Here is an 18,348-nt window from a genome sequence, read left to right on the forward strand (position 1 = left end):
TTTATGATTTTAACATTAATGGCTTTAGCAATTGCGCCGGGAATAGCAATAATATTATTTATTTATTATAAAGACCGGTTTGAAAAAGAACCTTTTTCTTTATTATTAAAATGTTTCCTGTTAGGGCTGCTGACAATTATTCCTCCCATTTTTATAGAAACTGCAGGCGTCCATTTCAGTCCCGAATTAAGCGGCAATGCATTTCATACTATAATCTATGCGTTCTTGTTTGTTGGTCTTAGTGAAGAATTCTCAAAATTTTTATTATTACGAATTTATCCTTACCGAAGTAAACATTTTAATGAACCCTTTGATGGTATTGTATATTCGGTAGTTATTTCAATGGGGTTTGCAACTGCCGAAAATATTTTATATGTTATTGACAATGGTATTGGAGTAGCTCTTACACGCATGTTTACTGCTGTTCCGGCTCATGCTGCATTTGGTGTGTTAATAGGATTTTATGTTGGGCTTTCTAAATTAAAAAAACATAATTTCTGGTATTTGTCCATTGGATTATTTACTGCTACAGCAGCACATGGATTTTATGATTATTTTCTTTTCCAGAAAGATGTTCCCGGAATGCAGATATTTTCATTTGTTTGTTTAATTTTTATCATCAAGCTTTCATTAAGAGCAATAAGAGTACACCGAAAAAATTCTCCATTTAATCCCAATAATAAAACAGATATCACTGAAAACGCCGGTTAGTTTTATCATTTTTTTACTTACAACATCTTCCATTAATTTATTTTTACTCAATCTTAGCAATAGAGAATAAACCTTTTCATTATCGGTTATTGGTATTAATGTAATTTTAATGTATGCTTAATAGAATTTTAATACACTTAAAATTTTTCAGAAATAATTTTACGTTTAACAATAAGAATTTTGAATTTTAATAATAGCTTATATGATAAAAAAAATAATATTCACAATATCATTTGTATTTGTAGCAACAACATTGTTACAGGCACAATGCGATCCCGACACCACTTTCACTTCTCCGGGAGTATACCCTGATACTGCTACAAATCTCCCTTTATGCTATGCTACGCTTCCATATTCCGGAGTAATTACAACGGTAGTTCCTGTTGATACTAATTCCATGCCTGTAGATTCCATGGGAGTAATAAATGTTACCGGGCTTCCTGCAGGTTTTAGCTGGGCTACCAATACACCATCGCATTTCTGGCATGGAGGAGAAACCGGATGCTTTGTAATATCAGGCACAGCATCGAATGAACAGGTTGGAACTTATCCTCTAAAAATTTATGTAAATGCATATGTAATTGGATTTCTTACCCGCGATACTGTTCTGGGATATAAAATAATTATAAAAGACTCTGCTTCCGGCGTTATCGATGAATTTAATATAGAAGATAATATCTCAATAAATATATATAATAATCCATCCGGGAATTCGGTTACTATTACTGTTCACTCTTCATATGATTTAAAAAATTCTTTTGCTATAATTACTGATATCACCGGAAAAGAATGCAAGCGTTTTGATAATCTTTATGGGAAAGAATACATACTAAGTAAAGGAGGTCTTTCAAAAGGCATCTATATTTTTTCCATTTTTGATAAAGAAAAAATAATTGCTAAAAAGAAAATTGTAATAGAATAAACGGATAGCCTAATCCGTATTTTATTGAACCTTTATTTATTTTAAAACCTTTTAACCATAGAAAAGTTTTTATAAATAAATATCTTTGTACATTATCATTCAATTTGAAAAAGCATGAAATTCTTTTACTCTTTTTTATTTTTTATAACCTTGTCTGCTTTTACAAATGCTCAAAAAACAGCTATTACCGGAAAAGTAATTGATTCAAAAACCAAAGAACCACTAGTTGGCGTTACTGTTGTTGCTGATGATATCAATGCCGTTTCAACTGATATTAACGGATTTTACACACTTGTTTTAATAGCAGGCAATCACACCATAGCTTTCAAATATATAGGCTACACTACCGAAATAAAAAAAATCAGTATCAAAGAAGGGGAACTTCAAACAATCAATATTAGCGTTACACCTTCATTAAGCATGCTCGACGAAATAGTTGTAAGCGCCGGAAAATTCGAACAAAAAATGTCGGATGTTACTGTTTCTATCCAAACAATTAAACCAAGCATGATAGAAAATAACAATACAAATTCCATAGAAACTATAATTAATAAAACGCCGGGAGTAATCATCATGGATGATCAGGCAAGTATAAGAGGAGGCAGCGGTTACAGCTACGGCGCAGGAAGTCGTGTTTTATTGCTTGTTGACGATCTTCCTATGCTTTCAGGTGATGCAGGTGATGTAAAATGGGATTTTGCTCCTGTGGAAAATATTGAACAAATAGAAGTCATTAAAGGTGCCTCTTCGGCATTATACGGATCTTCGGCACTAAATGGAATTATCAATATCCGCACAGCTTATCCCGGTAACAAGCCTCAAACTAAAATTATTGTCAATACAGGATTATACAATAACCCCCGGCGAAAAGAAATTATATGGTGGGGAACTGCTCAGCCAATTTTTGCCGGAACACAATTCCTGCATTCAAGAAAAATAGGTAATTTCGACCTTTCTGTTGGAGCCAATTTATTTTCAGATCAGGGATACAGGGAAAATAATAACAGGCAGAGATGCCGTTTCAATATCAATACAAGATACAGAGATAAAAAGATAAAAGGGCTTAGCTATGGATTAAATGCCAATATGATGAATGTAAAAGGAAATGAATTTTTATTATGGCATGACGGAGATTCGGGAGTTTACAGACCTTCAGAAAATTATTCTCAGCAAATGAACAATAGCCGTTTAAATATTGATCCGTACATAGTTTATTATAATGATAAAGGAAATCGTCACAGTTTAAAAAGCCGGTTTTATCAGATCAATAACAATAATAATACAAACCAGTCGACACGTACTTATTTGTTTTACGGAGAATACCAATTCCAGAAACACTTTAAAAAAGGTCTTACAATAACAACAGGTCTTTCGGGAACTTATAATTATGCTGTTTCGGACCTTTATGGTAACAAAAATCATTATGTATCAAGCGAAGGATTATTTGCACAATTTGATAAAAAAATAAACCTATTTACACTTTCATTAGGTGTAAGGTATGAGATATATAAAATGGACCAGGATCAGGATAATTCAAAACCGGTATTCCGAACAGGACTGAACTATGAATTAACCAAATCAACTTTTTTAAGAGGTTCATTCGGACAAGGTTTCAGGTATCCTTCCATTGCAGAAAAATATATTACATCTTCTGTTGGAACTCTTAAAATATTTCCAAATGATTATTTACGTCCCGAAACAGGCTGGAGTGCAGAAATAGGTTTTAAACAAGGTTTTAAAATCAGCAGTTGGTTTGGTTATATTGATGTTGCCGGATACTGGACTCAATATCACGATATGATAGAATTTACTTTTGGGCAACACTATCCTGATTCATTAAATATTATTACACCAACCTATCAGCAATTTATTGATTATACAGGATTCAAAGCATATAACATCAGCAATGCTCAAATAAATGGTATAGATATTACAATGATCGGAGAGGGAATAATATTTGGTCTGCCTACTACAATAATGGCAGGATACACTTATACAAATCCTACCGACCTGGATATAAAAAGAGATTCGCTAAAATCCGGCGGCAGCAATGTTCTTAAATACCGGTTTTATCATTCGGCAAAAATTGATTTTGAAATTTCATACAATAAGATTACTGCTGATATAAGTATGAACTATCATAGTTTTATGATCAATATTGACAAAGCTTTTGAAGATACTTTACGTTCGCCAAATGGCACACCATTATATACTCTCGAAAATGGGATAAAAAAATATATCATGTTTTTGCCAGGGTTAAAAGAATACCGCAATAAGCATCATACCGGGGACATCGTTTTTGATGCAAGAATTTCTTACCAGTTTACAGAAGAATCAAAAATATCAGTTATAGCAAAAAATGTTTTTAACAGGGAATATATGTTACGTCCCGGCGATGTACAACCTCCGCGAAGTATAGCTATTCAATATACCATGAAATTTTGAAATCAAAAAAAAACATATTAATCTGTCCGCTTGATTGGGGTCTTGGTCATGCCACCCGCTGTGTGCCAATTATAAAAGAATGTATACATCAAGGAGCAAATGTCATTCTTGCGGCAAGCAACCGACCATTAGCCTTTCTGAAAAAAGAATTTCCAAATTTAACCTTCATTGACTTTCCCGGATACAATATAAAATACCCGGAAAACGGGAAAATGGTATTCTCTATGCTTAAATCAGCGCCGGGAATATTGAAAGCAATTAAAAATGAAAAGAAAATACTTGAAAAAATTATTCATGATTATAATATCGATATTGTAATATCTGATAACCGGTTTGGATTGCAAAGTAAAGACGCATATTGCATTTACATAACACACCAGGTTATGATAAAATGCCCACCATCACTTAGTTTCCTGGAAAAATACCTATATAAAATACATCGTTCATATATTAAAAAATACGACGAATGCTGGATCCCTGATTTTGCAAATGGAATAAATCTTTCAGGTGATTTATCACATAAATATCCTGCTCATAAAAACACTTTTTTTATACAACCGCTTAGTCGATTCAACCTGTTAAAGCCGGAAGAAAAAAAATCGGATAAAAAATATGATGTGATTGTTGTTCTTTCCGGACCCGAGCCACAACGAAGTATATTTGAAGAAATCGTCCTGGAGCAGGCAAAAACAATGAACCATATTAAATTTCTTTTTGTCAGAGGAATCACTGAAGAAGTACAGGATATAAAACAAAAGGAAAATATAAGCATGGTTTCACACCTTGAAACGGAAGCATTGCGAAAAGCAATGATTGAATCCGGATTGATTATATGCAGGCCCGGATATTCAAGCATCATGGATATTGTGAAGCTGAATAAAAATGCTGTTTTCGTTCCTACGCCCGGTCAAACAGAACAGCTATACCTTGCAGGATATTTTCTTTCCAGAAATATTTTCTATAGTACGAACCAGGAAGATTTCAACCTCGATAACTGTTTGTTAAAATCCTACTATTATAAAGGCATTGGGTTGATATATAATTCGAATATTCTTTCCGAAAGGTTAAATTTTTTGCTCAATCAATGATTTTTTGCACCTTTGCCGCTTAAATACTTATCATGTTTTCTTTTCTTTCAGAAGATAATATATACAAATTCATAAAATTTGGAGTTGTAGGATGTTCAGGAATGGTAATCGATTTCGGGCTTACTTATCTTTTTAAAGAAATTGTAAAAATTCAAAAATATATAGCAAACACAATAGGTTTTTGCACCGCAGCAACAACAAATTTTTTCCTGAATCGGATCTGGACATTTCACAGTACTGACCCTGCAATTACCTACCAGTTTTGTAAATTTTTCTTTATAAGTCTTATCGGACTTGGCATTAACACTTTTGTTCTGTGGATACTTGTAAGTAAATACAACAAGAATTTTTATCTGTCAAAACTTTTTGCTATTGGTATAGTTTTGATCTGGAATTTTTTTATAAATCTTTACTTTACTTTTTAAGAAAGTTATTTCTTTAACCCATCGGTTTTAAAGCTCAGCGGCAGCAGGTCTTCTACTTTTTCAGCAATCAGTACTTTGCTTTTATGGCCATGCATAATTATTCTAATCTGCTTGCCATAAATATGTTCGTATTCCGAAAGCACTTGCCTGCATGAACCGCATGGTGTTACCGGAAAATTCACTTCAAAATCATCAGAGAATGCAGTAATTGCAATAGCTTCGATAGGAACGCCGGGATATTGCGTAGATGCAGCAAATAGGGCAACCCGCTCGGCACATAAGCCCGAAGGATATGCAATATTTTCCTGGTTACTGCCGATAACATCAACATCATTTTGCAAACGTACAGCAGCACCAACATGAAACTTAGAATACGGAGCATAAGAAGCCTTGGTAGCTTCAATAGCCTTCAGAACAAGAGCTTTATCCTTTTCCGGTAAACAATCAACGGATTCGTATTCCTGTATAATTGTTTTAAATTCTATATTTTTCAATGTATGAATTTATTTTACAAAATTATGATTTTTCTAATATTTCATTGTGTTTTTCGTTCATTACCTCATCATTGAATTTTCTTCCAAACAATAACAACGAATTAAAAAACGCATATAAAGTAAGGCCTATCTGACTTTCAATAGTATCTTCGGTAAACATTGAAATAAAAATTATAAGGAAGAAAATCAAATAGAAAAAATTGGTTCTGTATTTTTTTATAAAAATTGGAAATAGAATTACCAATAAGAACCATAAAAATCCAATAATTCCAAATCCCACAGCAATAGAAAGAAACTGATTATGCGAACGCAATCTCCACTTTTCATCCAAACGGGTTTGCATATCTTCATATTGTTTTTCAAATGCTTCATTCATATCCCCTGTACCCACACCAATCAGATAATTTTTTTCAATAATCAGCAATGATACTTTCCAGTATTCATATCGCTGCAATAGGCTATGTCCATTGGGATCATTGGTTTCCCTGTAATTCTCAATTTCCCAAAGTGTTTCATAAATGCGTGATTCCAATGAATGTAGCTGCAATAAATTAACATCAGCTATACCATTTTCAACTGCGTTAACCTCTGTATCGGTAAGCATACTAACACCTACCGAATCCTTTCGTAAACCTTTAGATGTAAGAAATCTTCTCAAAGTATATTTTATACCCTGACCTTTTTTGTCCGTTTCATCATATTTGTAATTACTTCTTTTATTCCATTCTTTACGAATCTCCGGTTCACAAATATATATCCACACATAATATCCATTTTCCACATCGTTGCTTAAAGTGTCGTGATCGTAACGATTTCCGGAAAGAGTATACAGCTCCAGGTGCTTTTCCTTTATAACAGGTTTAGTAAAATATGTTTTATAAAAGCTATTTATATAAAAAAATAAAATTGTTGGGATCAATATTATAATAAAAACAATTCCCACTTTTAAGAATGTTCTTCTTTCTCTGAATACCTGAATTATCAATAGAATTAAAAAACAAATGAATAAAATAATCAAGCCGGTAAATGATTCAAGAATAATTAAAAATATAACAAACCATATTACCAGTAATGCAAAAAGAATTTTAATGTATCGTTTATGATTTGTTTTAAAAATAAAATATAACAGTGAAAAAACAGAAAAACAAATAAGAAGGCTTAGCCTGATATGCGACACAAATACACATATATCGCGAATATCGGAAAATTGCATGGTAAAATAATTATACATGCTGAATAAAGTGGAAATAAAAGCAGAAATAATGGTTACCAAAATTAATGCATGGAATTTTTTATTATCCAATTGTTCAGATGTTGAAATGATAAACGGTAAAAGTAATAGTGGAAATTTTATTCTTAAATCTTTAAATGCATAATCAAAATCGCTTGTATAGATAAGTCCCAGCAAATGCAGTAAAAAAAGTGATGAAATGATAAGGGCTGTTTTATTTTTAAAAAAACTTTGTATCCTTAACCGGAAATTCCCTCCCCATAACCACGAAATTGCCAATAAGATTTCACCAATACTGATGCCTGCTTTTGATAGAGGCAATCCTGCTGCTATAATACAAAGGCTAAAAAAATATAATTCTTTATTTCCGAAACGAATCCCGTTTTTCATCAGCACGTTTAAATGATTTTATTTTTCTTTATTCAAAACAACACTACCATCAAGTATTCCGGAAAACTTTTTTGTATCATTAAATAATTCCTGTGCTTTTTTTACTTCAGGATCGGTTAAAAGTGATGCCTGTATTTGTCCTTTCTGGAAATAATAGCGTGATACAATCTCTATTCTTAATAAATCTGTTATTTCATCTTTATATTTTTCCAAATCTTCTTTTTTGTTATGCATCATTTTATTTTTTAATGCTTCATATTCTGTTGCAATATCATTATAGTATTTTTCATCTTCAGCATTTTTCTTCAGTTCAGCCAACGATGATTCACTCGCTGTTGTATAATCATAATCCTTATCGGCTATATATGAAATAAACTGTTTGTAAATTTCATCTGTGATTTTAAATTCATTAACAGGAGCAATACTTTCGTGCTGACTTCTGAATTTCGTAGCAAAATTGAATACAAGGAGTTTGGTAACCAGGCTTGCAGCAATGTCGCTATATTCATAGGGTTTAATATACATATCCGGCTCAATTCCTCCTCCATCATATACAGTGCGTCCCTTCTTGGTTTTAAATGCCACTTTCAGTGAGTCGGGAATTTTTGCCACACTACCATCTTCATTTTTCTGAGAATAATCAATTGCCTGAATGCAGCGGCCGCTGGGAATGTAATACTTTGCAATAGTAACTTTCATTTTAGTATTGTATGAAAGCGATACCACGTTTTGCACAAGACCTTTTCCGTATGTTCTCTCGCCTATTATAACACCACGGTCGATATCCTGTATTGCCCCTGCAACAATTTCTGATGCGGATGCGCTGCCCCTGTCGACCAGTACCACAAGAGGGATTTCGCTGTCGGCAGCATTATTCAGGGTTTTATGTTCGGTATTACGTACTTTCACTTTTCCTTTTGTGCTAACCACTAAAATATTTTTATCAATGAAAATATTGACAATATTAACTGCTTCATTAAGCAATCCTCCGCCATTTCCCCGCAGGTCGAGTATACAGTTCTTCATTCCTTTTTCTTTCAGGTCAAGGAATGCTGTCTTCACTTCTTTTCCCGCATCCTGGAAAAAATTGGAAAGTTTAATATATCCTACGTTTTCATCAACCATTCCCGAATATGAAACATTATTTATTTTTATTTCCTTTCGCTCTATATTTTTTTCGATAGGATTTTTTTCTCCTTCTCTTTTCAATAAAATCTTCACTGTAGCTCCTGCCTGACCACGCAATATATTTGTAATATCTTCCGTGTTCTTTCCTTTCATCGACTTATTATTTATTTCAAGAATGGTATCACCTGCACGAATATCATTTTTCTGTGCGGGTGAATCGTCATAAGGAACAGATATAATAATATAATCTCCTGTTTTATGTATCAAAGCACCAATACCTCCATATTCGCCGGTTGTCATCATTTTATAATCTTCCAGTTCCGATTCGGGAATATAAACGGTGTACGGATCAAGCGATTCAAGCATTGCATCAATTGCAGTTTTTATAAGTTCACCTGGTTTGATTTCATCAACATAATTATTATTTAACTCCTTGTATAAGGTAGCAAAAATGTCAAGGTTCTTACCTATTTCGAAATCATCACCGGCAAAGTTATATGACATAACCACGGTAAAAACCATAGCTACTGCAATTATCCACTTCCGGGCCTTATAACAGTATTGTATATATTTTCTCATAAAATGTATTTTCAGATTTAATAAAAATTAAGGAACAGGGTCGTATCCGCTTCTTCCCCATGGTCCGCATGAAAGAAATCGTTTAAGGGTCAGATAGCCACCTTTAAAAGGTCCGTATTTCCTTATGGCCTGTAATCCATACTCCGAGCAGGTAGGAGTATATCGGCATGCTGCTGGTAATATTGGCGAAATAGCCGCTTTATAAAAATAAATCATTCCTATTAATATTTTACCTAACAGTTTTTTCATACTCTTTGAGTAAACGTTGTAAAGTTACTTTTATTTTCTCTTCCATATCTTTGTATGGTAAAATAATTTTCCCTGTATATTGAAGTGCAAGCATTATATTTTCAGGCTTTCCAAGCATCTTTTCATATACTGTTTGTTTATTCTTCCTGAATGCTTCACGAATTAAGCGTTTAATATAATTACGTTCTACTGCTTTTTTAAAATTTCTGTTAGAAACAGCAATAAGGATTTTTAATGTAAAAGGCTTTGCAGACGGATAAACCAACCATAACGCCCTGATAGGAGAAACATAAAATTCATTACCTTTCTCAAATAGTTCAAGAATAATTTTTTTTTCTGTAATCCGTTCCTTTTTTTTAAAGGTCTGCACGGTATATGGTGTAAAAATCTTTTTGCAAACTTAAGCAGGTTGACTTACTTACTTTTATTTGCTTTTTCAATATATTTATCAATAGCCAAAGCCATTGAGGGAGCTAACGGTGTAGGCGCCTGGATATTTAAAGTAAGCCCGGCTTCTTTTACAGCATTGGCAGTTGTAGAGCCAAAAGCAGCAATAAGCGTATCATTTTGCTTAAACTTAGGGAAATTATGGAATAATGAACGAACACCAGCCGGACTAAACAACACAATAACATCGTATTGAGTAATATCGTATTGAGTAATATCATTTGGCAACGTGTAATAAAAAATAATACGCTTGTAATTGAATTTATTATCATCAAGAAGTTTAGGTATGTCTGATTTGATCATATCAGAACTTGGTAGAAGGAACTTCTCCGTTTTATGTTTTTTCATTAATTCAACAACTTCGGCAAAGTGTTGTTTCCCATGAAAAATTTTACGTTTCCTGTATTGAACATATTTTTGAAGATATAATGCTACCGATTCTGAAACGCAAAAATATTTCATTGTATCAGGTACCACTACACGCATTTCGGTACAAATGCGGAAATAATGGTCAATTGCGTTTTTACTGGTAAAAATTATTGCAGTATAATCAAGTAAATTGATTCGTTCCTGCCTGAAATCCTTTGATGGTACTCCTTCTATTTTGAAAAGTTTTTGAAAAAGGATTTTCAGGTTATATTTTTTTGCCAATTCGAGAAAGGGATCATTCGCCTTTTCAGGCTGAGGTTGAGAAACCAGGATATTTTTTATTTTCCTCATCAGAATAAATAATTTATTTTAACCGTTTATTCATCTATCTTTTACTTACCTTTTTAGATATATCTTAAAATCAAAATTTTGTAATTTCTTTAAGAATTATAATAAAAGGTAAAATTTCCAGCGTGCAAAAATATAAAAAAATATAATACGATGAAACTTTTGATGTACTAGAAATTGCATTTATTCCCCTGTAAAAACGATAAATATATAATAATGCAAATATGATAAGCCCCATGATTATGACCCACTCACTCCTGAAATATGTAACTAAAAGCACTATTGGAAGCATTGCTACACCTGCAATCTGACCAAAAACAAAAATAGTTAAATTGTAATCTGAATTTTCTTTGACAGATCGGAAAACATAACCGGAAAACCTAAATAGCAACATTTTGATAATATAAAATAGAGTAACCCCCAACAATATCTGAATAAATATTACAAAGCTATCCCAATTGGAATAAGGTATTCCAATATAAAAATTTGCTATTTGGAAAAGAAATATACTGATACCCATAATGAATGAAGAGAAAAGCAGTAGAGTTACCCTTTCATTATATACCCCCCCCTCGCGGGCTAATTGTACAAAAAGACGACCTGCAAAAAAAGCTTTAAAAATTTGAAGCATTCTTTTGTACCAGCCATAATGAGCGATCGCAAAAAGCATAAAGCAAAATAAAATAAGCGGAGCAATCCATCCGGGATTCGTCATCTCTTTTTTTTTCACTTCAAATGATGAAGGGATTAACTGGTGAGAAGTAAAAATTGATTTACCTGAACGTTTGGGCATTTCTATTTTCACCTGAACTATTTTTTGTTTTTCGAATGCGGTATCGCTTTTTATACCAAACACTCCGGCAGGAACCTCATCCTGCATTTGAATAAAATTCCTGAACCAACAAACGCTGTTATTAAACTGACTCGCGGGATTAATAGAAAGGCTATCTGTCATGGTAATCAATAATCGATAGCAAAGTTACATAAAAATATTATTCTTTATTATTTCAAAATATACGCTGCATGATATTGAATGTCAGTATTAAAATTTTGTATCTTTAATAATTACATCCATTTTTCATAAAAATTTTGTCATAAAAAAAAAATTTATAATTTTGCGTTAACTAAAATTTTTACAAAAATTCATTCTTATGAAAAATTTCAGAAATGTTATCATTGGTTTAGTTGTTGTTGTTGCACTTTTTTTTGCATCATGCTCAGCTACTAATCCTTATTGGGTAACTACTAACCCAATAGGAACAAAAGTAGGAAAATCATCAGGTACCTGCTATTTTAAAGTACTCTGTTTTAACGTTGATTACAGTATTCAGACTGCGGCAAAAAATGGAGGTATCAATAAAATAGCTACTGTTGATATTAAAACAACAAATGTTCTTGGAATTATATGGACATTTGAAACCATTGTTACCGGGGAATAATATTCACAACCTATAAAAAAAGAGTAATTCCATTAAAACGGCATTACTCTTTTTTTTTAATACTCATATGAAAAAAAGAAGTATCATTTTTCTGACAACAGGAATAATTATAATTAGCCTTTTAATTATTTTTATTGTTTCAAATTATACCGCTGCAAACCATATCAATTTTGGATTCATGGAATGCCTTAAACTCGATTCCGGCGAATGTCAAATAAAACCAATAGATTCAATATCCCTTCATGAATACGAAAAATATTGCTATTACGACAGCACCCAGCTATGGTTAAACCGCGTGATTGTTGGCAAGAACAAAACTTACATTGGTATGTCGACACGACTTGCCCCACAGGAATATATTTCTCTGATGAAAAACGATTCAATAACAAATATTTTCTTTTCAAGAGAATACAGTTCGAATGAAAAACTTTTTTATGCTTTTTTTCTGAAGAAATACAATAGTTATATTTACCGTACTTTATACTCTGAGCCAAAACATGGTAACATGATATTATTTGATATTATAAATAACGATTCGCTCTCAATAGTAAAACTCTATAACAACAAACCATATCTTTCCGATAAATTAAATTGTGATTAAACGATTTTATTTTCTTTTTCTGATAATTTGTTTTTCCTCATGCATGGGAACAAAAGGTACTGGTATGAAATCAGGGTTTCCGTCCCGAGTTAAGTTTGTGGATATAATATACAAAGGGGTTGATGACGAATTGCTTTTTGCCGGTCCGGTAAAACTTGAACAGGAAAATGGAAAAAATTCAATGGCTCTTGATTTTACTACTGAATTCATTAATAAAACCAGTGATTCTGTAGTTTTTCGATTTACCATTATCAGCAAAAAACAAGGTATCAAATTTCCGGAAGTCAGCATCAGCAGTAATGACACTATTTACTCTGCATACCATTTCAAATTGATGTTTAACGAATCCCGTCATAAAAAATATTATTATCGTTATTCTTTGATAATATCTTATGATTCTTTTTCAAAAATACTTGAAAGCAAATCATTCAAACTTATCTTTAATAATCAGAATATTTTCAACACATCGAAACATTGGCAAAAAAATGCAAATGAAATTAAAAATAAGATTTCACTTATTGCATCCAGTAATATCCGCTAATCATATCATAAGTCGAAAATCTTTTATATCTTAAAATCTTATTTGCTATTTATATCTACAGAAGTATTATTTTATATTCTGCAATCCACTTATATCAAGCTATTCCGCAGATTATATTTATTTTTTAAATAATTTCAAATTATCTGATAATAATCATATATTTGTTGCTATGGAATTTTCCATATTCAAAAATTCATTAACATAAAGACTAAATAAAATATGAAAATTTTAGTATTGAACTGTGGCAGCTCATCAATCAAATATCAGCTGCTCGACATGGCAAATAATGCCGACGTGCTTGCAAAAGGTCTCCTGGAAAGAGTAGGAATTAATGACAGCGTTCTTAAGCACCAGGCAAAAGGAAAAGATGTTTATGTGCTGGTACAGGATGTTCCCAATCATGAAATAGGTGTTGAGCTTATCCTTAAAACCCTTTTACATCCGGAATTTGGAGTAATAAAAGATTCGAAAGAAATTAATGCAGTAGGACATCGCGTAGTACATGGCGGAGAAAAGTTTAGCGGCAGTGTATTAATCACACAGGAAATAATTGATAAAATGGAAGAATGCGTTGACCTCGCACCTTTACACAATCCTGCAAACTTAAAAGGTATTTATGCAATGAGAAAACTGTTACCCGAAGTTCCAATGTGCGGGATATTCGATACAGCTTTCCATATGACCATGCCCGATTTTGTTTATATGTACGGACTTCCATATGAAATGTATGATAAATATAAAGTAAGAAGATATGGTTTCCACGGAACAAGCCACCGCTTTGTTTCACAGAAAGCATGTGAAACCTTAAAAGTAAAATACGAAAACCAGAAAATCATAACTTGTCATCTTGGAAATGGAGCCTCTATTGCTGCTATTAAAGATGGTAAATCATTCGACACATCAATGGGACTTACTCCTGTTGAAGGTTTGATAATGGGTACACGCTGCGGCGACCTCGACCTTGGTGCTTTTCTTTTTATAATGGAAAAAGAAAACATGGATATTAAAAAAGCCAATAACTACATCAATAAGGTTAGCGGTATGATTGGGATTTCAGGAATTTCTTCCGATATGAGAGACATTTGGAAAGCCGCCGACGAAGGGAACAAACGTGCTAAACTTGCAATGGATATGTATATTTATCGCGTTAAAAAATATGTTGGCGCTTATGCTGCCGCTATGGGTGGTGTAGACATTATTATATTTACCGGCGGTATTGGCGAAAACGATTTTCACGTAAGAGCAGGTGTTTGTAAAGAAATGGAATACATGGGACTTGTTTTCGATACAGAAAAAAATAATAATTTAAGAGGCAAAGATGCGATACTAACAAAACCAGAATCCAAAGTAAAAGTTATGACTATATGTACTAACGAGGAATTGGTTATTGCTTTAGATACCATTGATATTATCTTAAAAAAATAAATTCCCCTTTCAAAAAATGCCGGATAAAACCGGCATTTTTTTAATATTTTATATGCCCTGCTTAATTCTATAGTTATTTACATAAGCTATTATCTCGGGAAAAAATTTTTCAAAATCTTTTTTATATAAAGTATAATTTTTCTTTAATTCATCAACTGCATTCATAAGATTTGAAGAATTTTTTGCTCTTCCCGACATACGCTCTAACGCAAAACGAACTCCATCGTATGTTGCATACGACACCAACAAATTTTTAAAACGCATATATATAAAAGCAACCTGGAAACCTGTAGAAAAAAGTTTTCGATGCTCTTTTAAAACTTTATAACTCTTCAGTGCAAAATCATTCAGGCTTTCATCTGAATATTTTTTCCAATTGACTGCAAGAAAATGGTCATAATAAATATCGGCAATTACCGGTGAGTAATGCCTGAACTCTGCACGCAACCTTTGTTTCGATTCAGCAACAACAGGATGCTTATCGGTGAACTTATCAATAGCATGATGCAAATGAATTCCTTTTTGTATTCCCTCACTTAAGTGATGAATCCCTCCACTTCTTCTTCTGTCGGCAAGAATATTTCCAACCATTATTTCGTCATTATTTCCCGAAAGATATAAATGCGCAAGAAAATTCATATGTCAGTTTAAATTCTTCAAATAATTTTTATTAGAACATTAGGTATGGAGGTATATGGTATAAAGGTATAATAAATTCACTTTATACCTTATACCCTTATACCCTTATACCCCTATACCCCTATACCCCTATATCCTTATACCTTTATAACTATTCATTTAAATATTCTCTTCTGAAAAAAAAGGTTTTTTATTCTTCATCATTAAAACAATAGAAATGAACACTTAAAGTTTTTATTAACAAATTATAGTGAACATCTTTAAACCCGTTTCTTTTGAAAACGCTAATTTAAAAATTAATTTTACGATAATCATTATCGTTCATGTTAAACTAAAAAAGGTTTTATGCTTAAGAAAACTGCAAAAGCCTCTAAAACAAAAAAGATTTTTGTTCTAGATACTTCAGTGATTTTGTACAATCACAATTCCATCAACAGCTTTGAAGATAATGATGTGGCCATCCCCATCAGTGTTCTTGAAGAACTCGATAATTTTAAAAAAGGTAACGATACCATTAATTTCGAAGCAAGAGAATTTATCAGGATCATTGATAAACTTTCTGAAAATGACACCTTGCAAAACTGGGTAGCTCTTGATTTTCCTAATGCAGGCAATTTTAAGGTAGTGATGAATGAAAACGGCAGAAGCGGGAAAGTTGATGCAATTAAAGTTTTTGGAGAGAATAAACCCGACCACCGTATTTTAAATGCAGCGCTTACTCTTGCGGAAGAATACCCCGAAAGAAAAGTCATTATGGTTACAAAAGATGTTAACCTGCGATTGAAAGCAAAAGCATTAAATATTACTGCCGAAGATTTTTCGACCGGAAAAATCAAGGACCTTGAAAGACTTTACACCGGAAAAACTGTAATTAATAACATTCCTCCAGAACTTGTTGATAAAATTTACCAGGAAGGTTTTTGCACCCCGCAAGAAGCAGGGATTACAGAACTCTACCCGAATCATTATTTTATTTTGAAAAACGAAAAAACTTCAATACTTACTTTTTATAACCCGATCTCACAACAAATTGAACGTATTGAAAAACGCTCTGCATACCGCATCACGCCTCGTAACGCGGAGCAGGTGTTTGCACTGCATGCTATTTTAAATCCTAATATAAAACTTGTTACCATGCAGGGTGTTGCAGGTACAGGTAAGACATTGCTTGCTTTAGCAGGTTCGCTTGAAATGAAAAGAAATTTTAAGCAGATATATCTTGCACGTCCTATTGTTCCACTAAGTAATAAGGATATCGGTTATTTACCGGGCGATATAAAATCGAAATTAAATCCTTATATGGAACCCTTGTGGGATAATTTGAAAATGATACAAAACCAGTATGGTGAAAAAGATAAAGAGTTTAAAAATATTACCGAACTCATAGAACATGAAAAGCTGGTGATTACACCTCTTGCATACATACGCGGGCGTAGCCTTTCGAATATCTGCTTTATTGTTGACGAAGCGCAGAACCTAACACCGCACGAAGTAAAAACAATTATTACCCGTGCTGGAGAAAATACAAAAATTATTTTCACAGGAGATATTTTCCAGATTGACACACCATACCTCGACAGCCGCAGTAACGGGCTTTCAACGTTAATCGACAGGATAAAGCATCATCCTATATACGCACACATACGACTGGAAAAAGGCGAAAGAAGCGAGCTTGCAAACCTTGCGAATACTTTATTGTAAAAGTAATTTGTAAAAAAGTTGAGCAGCTGGTTGAGGCAAAAGTTAATTGTCAAAAGGTTTTTATTAGTTGATGAATGATTTCAGATTTTAAATTTGGAATTTGTGATTTATACTCGTTCTTATAAGGTTTGCAAAGGCAAAACTGTTTAGAACGAGTTATACCGTACAGAAAACAAAAAATATTTTTGCAAAACTCTTTTCTGTCGGTATAACTTGATTTGCATTAAGTGAATTGGTTTTTTTATTATAAGATTTTTTCATTCCGCTTTTATTTTTGAAAATATCCCGAAGGGATTGAACATTTTTACCACAACTTATCAAACTTCAAAAGACTCGACCCTCAAGCCTTTGAAGACTTTTGAAGTTTATCCGATTATTATTGCTTTAAAATGAGACATGCGAATAGACATAAGTTATGCACTGATTTTATTAGTTATCTAATATGTTTTCATAATTTTGATAAAGTATTCTGTCAAATTTAACCGGCTCAATTTTAATTTTGTTGCAAATTTTTGTTACAATCTCTTTCTCAACTTGGTCATAAATTGACGGATTGCTTATTGCTTCATTTGGAATAGTCAAGTTATTGTTTCTAAAAATATTCTGAACTCTAATGTCAATTGCAATTGTATTTCTACAAATACCACGTTCCATTAAATAGTCACGAGAGCTTTTACTTTTTATGTATTGAAATATTTTCATAAAGTATTTGACTTTCCTTATGTCAGCGTTAACACCGTTAAATTCGGAAATTCTTTCCAAAATCCCTTTAACACCATCTTTTGCACCTTTAAGAACTTTTAAATTATGAACAAGTGCTTTAGTTTTGACGCATTTTTTTAAATCATTACTCGCATATCTTACACCAGATTCTCGCAAAACGTAATTTATAGTCTTTGCAATTTCATTTTGATCTTTAACCTTTATTAATGTATCAAATTTTATTAATTTTCTAAGTATTGATTGGGCATTAAATCGGTCTGCTCCATTTGAACCGCCAACAACCATAACTTGTTTCACCATCTCTTCCCATAAAAAATTGTTTTCTGAATTTTTCCAATTGTCTTTTTTGGGAAAGTGTGAGATAGCCTTATACTTTTTTACAGTGTCTTGAAAAAATTCGGGTCACATAAATTTTCTGGGGACTAAGCAAAAAGTTTATGAAGTCTAAAGAGA

General features: G+C 32.6%; 19 protein-coding genes. 10 read left to right on the forward strand and 9 right to left on the reverse strand.

The window, feature by feature from the left end; translation table 11 throughout:
- Positions 1 to 3: 3 nt before the first annotated feature.
- The 5 genes from PKK00_01350 (at position 4) to PKK00_01370 (ending at position 5,591) form a co-directional block, all read left to right on the forward strand.
- The gene (locus PKK00_01350) at positions 4 to 711 is read left to right on the forward strand and encodes a PrsW family glutamic-type intramembrane protease (protein HNW97039.1); all 708 of its coding nucleotides are present in this window, start codon (positions 4 to 6) and stop codon (positions 709 to 711) included.
- 202 nt (positions 712 to 913) lie between these two features.
- Positions 914 to 1,633 carry a T9SS type A sorting domain-containing protein gene (locus PKK00_01355; protein HNW97040.1) on the forward strand — a complete coding sequence of 240 codons (720 nt, stop codon included), beginning with the start codon at positions 914 to 916 and terminating at the stop codon, positions 1,631 to 1,633.
- 114 nt (positions 1,634 to 1,747) lie between these two features.
- Positions 1,748 to 4,078 carry a TonB-dependent receptor gene (locus PKK00_01360; GenBank protein HNW97041.1) on the forward strand — a complete coding sequence of 777 codons (2,331 nt, stop codon included), beginning with the start codon at positions 1,748 to 1,750 and terminating at the stop codon, positions 4,076 to 4,078.
- Entirely contained in the window at positions 4,075 to 5,166 is a 1,092-nt protein-coding gene (locus PKK00_01365) for a glycosyltransferase family protein (protein HNW97042.1), read from the forward strand. The genes PKK00_01360 and PKK00_01365 overlap by 4 nt, the downstream gene beginning before the upstream one ends.
- Positions 5,167 to 5,198: 32 nt before the next feature.
- A complete protein-coding gene (locus PKK00_01370) occupies positions 5,199 to 5,591 on the forward strand; it encodes a GtrA family protein (protein ID HNW97043.1) in 393 nt (130 codons plus the stop codon).
- A gap of 5 nt (positions 5,592 to 5,596) precedes the next feature.
- Here PKK00_01370 and PKK00_01375 read toward each other — a convergent pair whose 3' ends face one another.
- The 7 genes from PKK00_01375 to PKK00_01405 all read right to left on the reverse strand — a co-directional run bounded on the left by PKK00_01375 (position 5,597) and on the right by PKK00_01405 (position 11,781).
- Positions 5,597 to 6,085, reverse strand: a complete 489-nt coding sequence (locus tag PKK00_01375) for a cytidine deaminase (GenBank protein ID HNW97044.1) — start codon at positions 6,083 to 6,085, stop codon at positions 5,597 to 5,599.
- A 22-nt stretch (positions 6,086 to 6,107) separates the two neighbouring features.
- Positions 6,108 to 7,706, reverse strand: a complete 1,599-nt coding sequence (locus tag PKK00_01380) for an O-antigen ligase family protein (GenBank protein ID HNW97045.1) — start codon at positions 7,704 to 7,706, stop codon at positions 6,108 to 6,110.
- Between the two features lie 18 nt (positions 7,707 to 7,724).
- Positions 7,725 to 9,413: a S41 family peptidase gene (locus tag PKK00_01385; GenBank protein ID HNW97046.1), complete on the reverse strand. Its 1,689-nt coding sequence runs from the start codon at positions 9,411 to 9,413 to the stop codon at positions 7,725 to 7,727.
- 27 nt (positions 9,414 to 9,440) lie between these two features.
- Positions 9,441 to 9,662 carry a membrane protein insertion efficiency factor YidD gene (gene yidD / locus PKK00_01390; protein HNW97047.1) on the reverse strand — a complete coding sequence of 74 codons (222 nt, stop codon included), beginning with the start codon at positions 9,660 to 9,662 and terminating at the stop codon, positions 9,441 to 9,443.
- Complete coding sequence (rnpA, locus tag PKK00_01395; GenBank protein ID HNW97048.1) at positions 9,643 to 10,032, reverse strand: ribonuclease P protein component; 390 nt, start codon at positions 10,030 to 10,032, stop codon at positions 9,643 to 9,645. Before rnpA ends, yidD begins: the two co-directional genes overlap by 20 nt.
- Before the next feature lie 44 nt (positions 10,033 to 10,076).
- Positions 10,077 to 10,829, reverse strand: coding sequence for a uroporphyrinogen-III synthase (locus tag PKK00_01400; GenBank protein ID HNW97049.1), 753 nt, complete (start codon positions 10,827 to 10,829; stop codon positions 10,077 to 10,079).
- 70 nt (positions 10,830 to 10,899) lie between these two features.
- Positions 10,900 to 11,781 (reverse strand): DUF4271 domain-containing protein, encoded by an 882-nt coding sequence (locus PKK00_01405; GenBank protein HNW97050.1) that lies wholly within the window; start codon positions 11,779 to 11,781, stop codon positions 10,900 to 10,902.
- A gap of 196 nt (positions 11,782 to 11,977) precedes the next feature.
- Here PKK00_01405 and PKK00_01410 point away from each other — a divergent pair, with 196 nt between their 5' ends.
- The 4 genes from PKK00_01410 to PKK00_01425 all read left to right on the forward strand — a co-directional run bounded on the left by PKK00_01410 (position 11,978) and on the right by PKK00_01425 (position 14,832).
- Complete coding sequence (locus PKK00_01410; GenBank protein HNW97051.1) at positions 11,978 to 12,265, forward strand: TRL domain-containing protein; 288 nt, start codon at positions 11,978 to 11,980, stop codon at positions 12,263 to 12,265.
- Between the two features lie 67 nt (positions 12,266 to 12,332).
- A complete protein-coding gene (locus PKK00_01415) occupies positions 12,333 to 12,866 on the forward strand; it encodes a hypothetical protein (protein HNW97052.1) in 534 nt (177 codons plus the stop codon).
- Between the two features lie 64 nt (positions 12,867 to 12,930).
- A complete protein-coding gene (locus PKK00_01420) occupies positions 12,931 to 13,407 on the forward strand; it encodes a hypothetical protein (GenBank protein HNW97053.1) in 477 nt (158 codons plus the stop codon).
- 219 nt (positions 13,408 to 13,626) lie between these two features.
- Positions 13,627 to 14,832, forward strand: a complete 1,206-nt coding sequence (locus PKK00_01425; GenBank protein ID HNW97054.1) for an acetate kinase — start codon at positions 13,627 to 13,629, stop codon at positions 14,830 to 14,832.
- Positions 14,833 to 14,880: 48 nt separating this feature from the next.
- Here PKK00_01425 and PKK00_01430 read toward each other — a convergent pair whose 3' ends face one another.
- Positions 14,881 to 15,471 carry an ACP phosphodiesterase gene (locus tag PKK00_01430; GenBank protein HNW97055.1) on the reverse strand — a complete coding sequence of 197 codons (591 nt, stop codon included), beginning with the start codon at positions 15,469 to 15,471 and terminating at the stop codon, positions 14,881 to 14,883.
- 345 nt (positions 15,472 to 15,816) lie between these two features.
- On the opposite strand from PKK00_01430, the gene PKK00_01435 reads away from it, so the two are divergent.
- Positions 15,817 to 17,172 carry a PhoH family protein gene (locus tag PKK00_01435; protein HNW97056.1) on the forward strand — a complete coding sequence of 452 codons (1,356 nt, stop codon included), beginning with the start codon at positions 15,817 to 15,819 and terminating at the stop codon, positions 17,170 to 17,172.
- A gap of 429 nt (positions 17,173 to 17,601) precedes the next feature.
- On the opposite strand, the gene PKK00_01440 is transcribed toward PKK00_01435, so the two are convergent.
- Entirely contained in the window at positions 17,602 to 18,195 is a 594-nt protein-coding gene (locus PKK00_01440) for a hypothetical protein (GenBank protein HNW97057.1), read from the reverse strand.
- Between the last annotated feature and the right edge of the window lie 153 nt (positions 18,196 to 18,348).

This window comes from Bacteroidales bacterium, assembly GCA_035353855.1.
Taxonomy (GTDB): Bacteria; Bacteroidota; Bacteroidia; order Bacteroidales; family CG2-30-32-10; genus DAOQAK01.

What these genes read in the sequence shown, in the direction of transcription:
- PKK00_01350 (HNW97039.1), top strand. Translation starts at nt 4, where the DNA reads ATGATTTTAACATTAATGGCTTTAGCAATTGCGCCGGGAATAGCAATA.
- PKK00_01355 (HNW97040.1), top strand. Translation starts at nt 914, where the DNA reads ATGATAAAAAAAATAATATTCACAATATCATTTGTATTTGTAGCAACA.
- PKK00_01360 (HNW97041.1), top strand. Translation starts at nt 1,748, where the DNA reads ATGAAATTCTTTTACTCTTTTTTATTTTTTATAACCTTGTCTGCTTTT.
- PKK00_01370 (HNW97043.1), top strand. Translation starts at nt 5,199, where the DNA reads ATGTTTTCTTTTCTTTCAGAAGATAATATATACAAATTCATAAAATTT.
- PKK00_01380 (HNW97045.1), bottom strand. Translation starts at nt 7,706, where the DNA reads ATGAAAAACGGGATTCGTTTCGGAAATAAAGAATTATATTTTTTTAGC.
- PKK00_01385 (HNW97046.1), bottom strand. Translation starts at nt 9,413, where the DNA reads ATGAGAAAATATATACAATACTGTTATAAGGCCCGGAAGTGGATAATT.
- yidD (HNW97047.1), bottom strand. Translation starts at nt 9,662, where the DNA reads ATGAAAAAACTGTTAGGTAAAATATTAATAGGAATGATTTATTTTTAT.
- PKK00_01400 (HNW97049.1), bottom strand. Translation starts at nt 10,829, where the DNA reads ATGAGGAAAATAAAAAATATCCTGGTTTCTCAACCTCAGCCTGAAAAG.
- PKK00_01405 (HNW97050.1), bottom strand. Translation starts at nt 11,781, where the DNA reads ATGACAGATAGCCTTTCTATTAATCCCGCGAGTCAGTTTAATAACAGC.
- PKK00_01410 (HNW97051.1), top strand. Translation starts at nt 11,978, where the DNA reads ATGAAAAATTTCAGAAATGTTATCATTGGTTTAGTTGTTGTTGTTGCA.
- PKK00_01415 (HNW97052.1), top strand. Translation starts at nt 12,333, where the DNA reads ATGAAAAAAAGAAGTATCATTTTTCTGACAACAGGAATAATTATAATT.
- PKK00_01420 (HNW97053.1), top strand. Translation starts at nt 12,931, where the DNA reads ATGAAATCAGGGTTTCCGTCCCGAGTTAAGTTTGTGGATATAATATAC.
- PKK00_01425 (HNW97054.1), top strand. Translation starts at nt 13,627, where the DNA reads ATGAAAATTTTAGTATTGAACTGTGGCAGCTCATCAATCAAATATCAG.
- PKK00_01430 (HNW97055.1), bottom strand. Translation starts at nt 15,471, where the DNA reads ATGAATTTTCTTGCGCATTTATATCTTTCGGGAAATAATGACGAAATA.
- PKK00_01435 (HNW97056.1), top strand. Translation starts at nt 15,817, where the DNA reads ATGCTTAAGAAAACTGCAAAAGCCTCTAAAACAAAAAAGATTTTTGTT.
- PKK00_01440 (HNW97057.1), bottom strand. Translation starts at nt 18,195, where the DNA reads ATGGTGAAACAAGTTATGGTTGTTGGCGGTTCAAATGGAGCAGACCGA.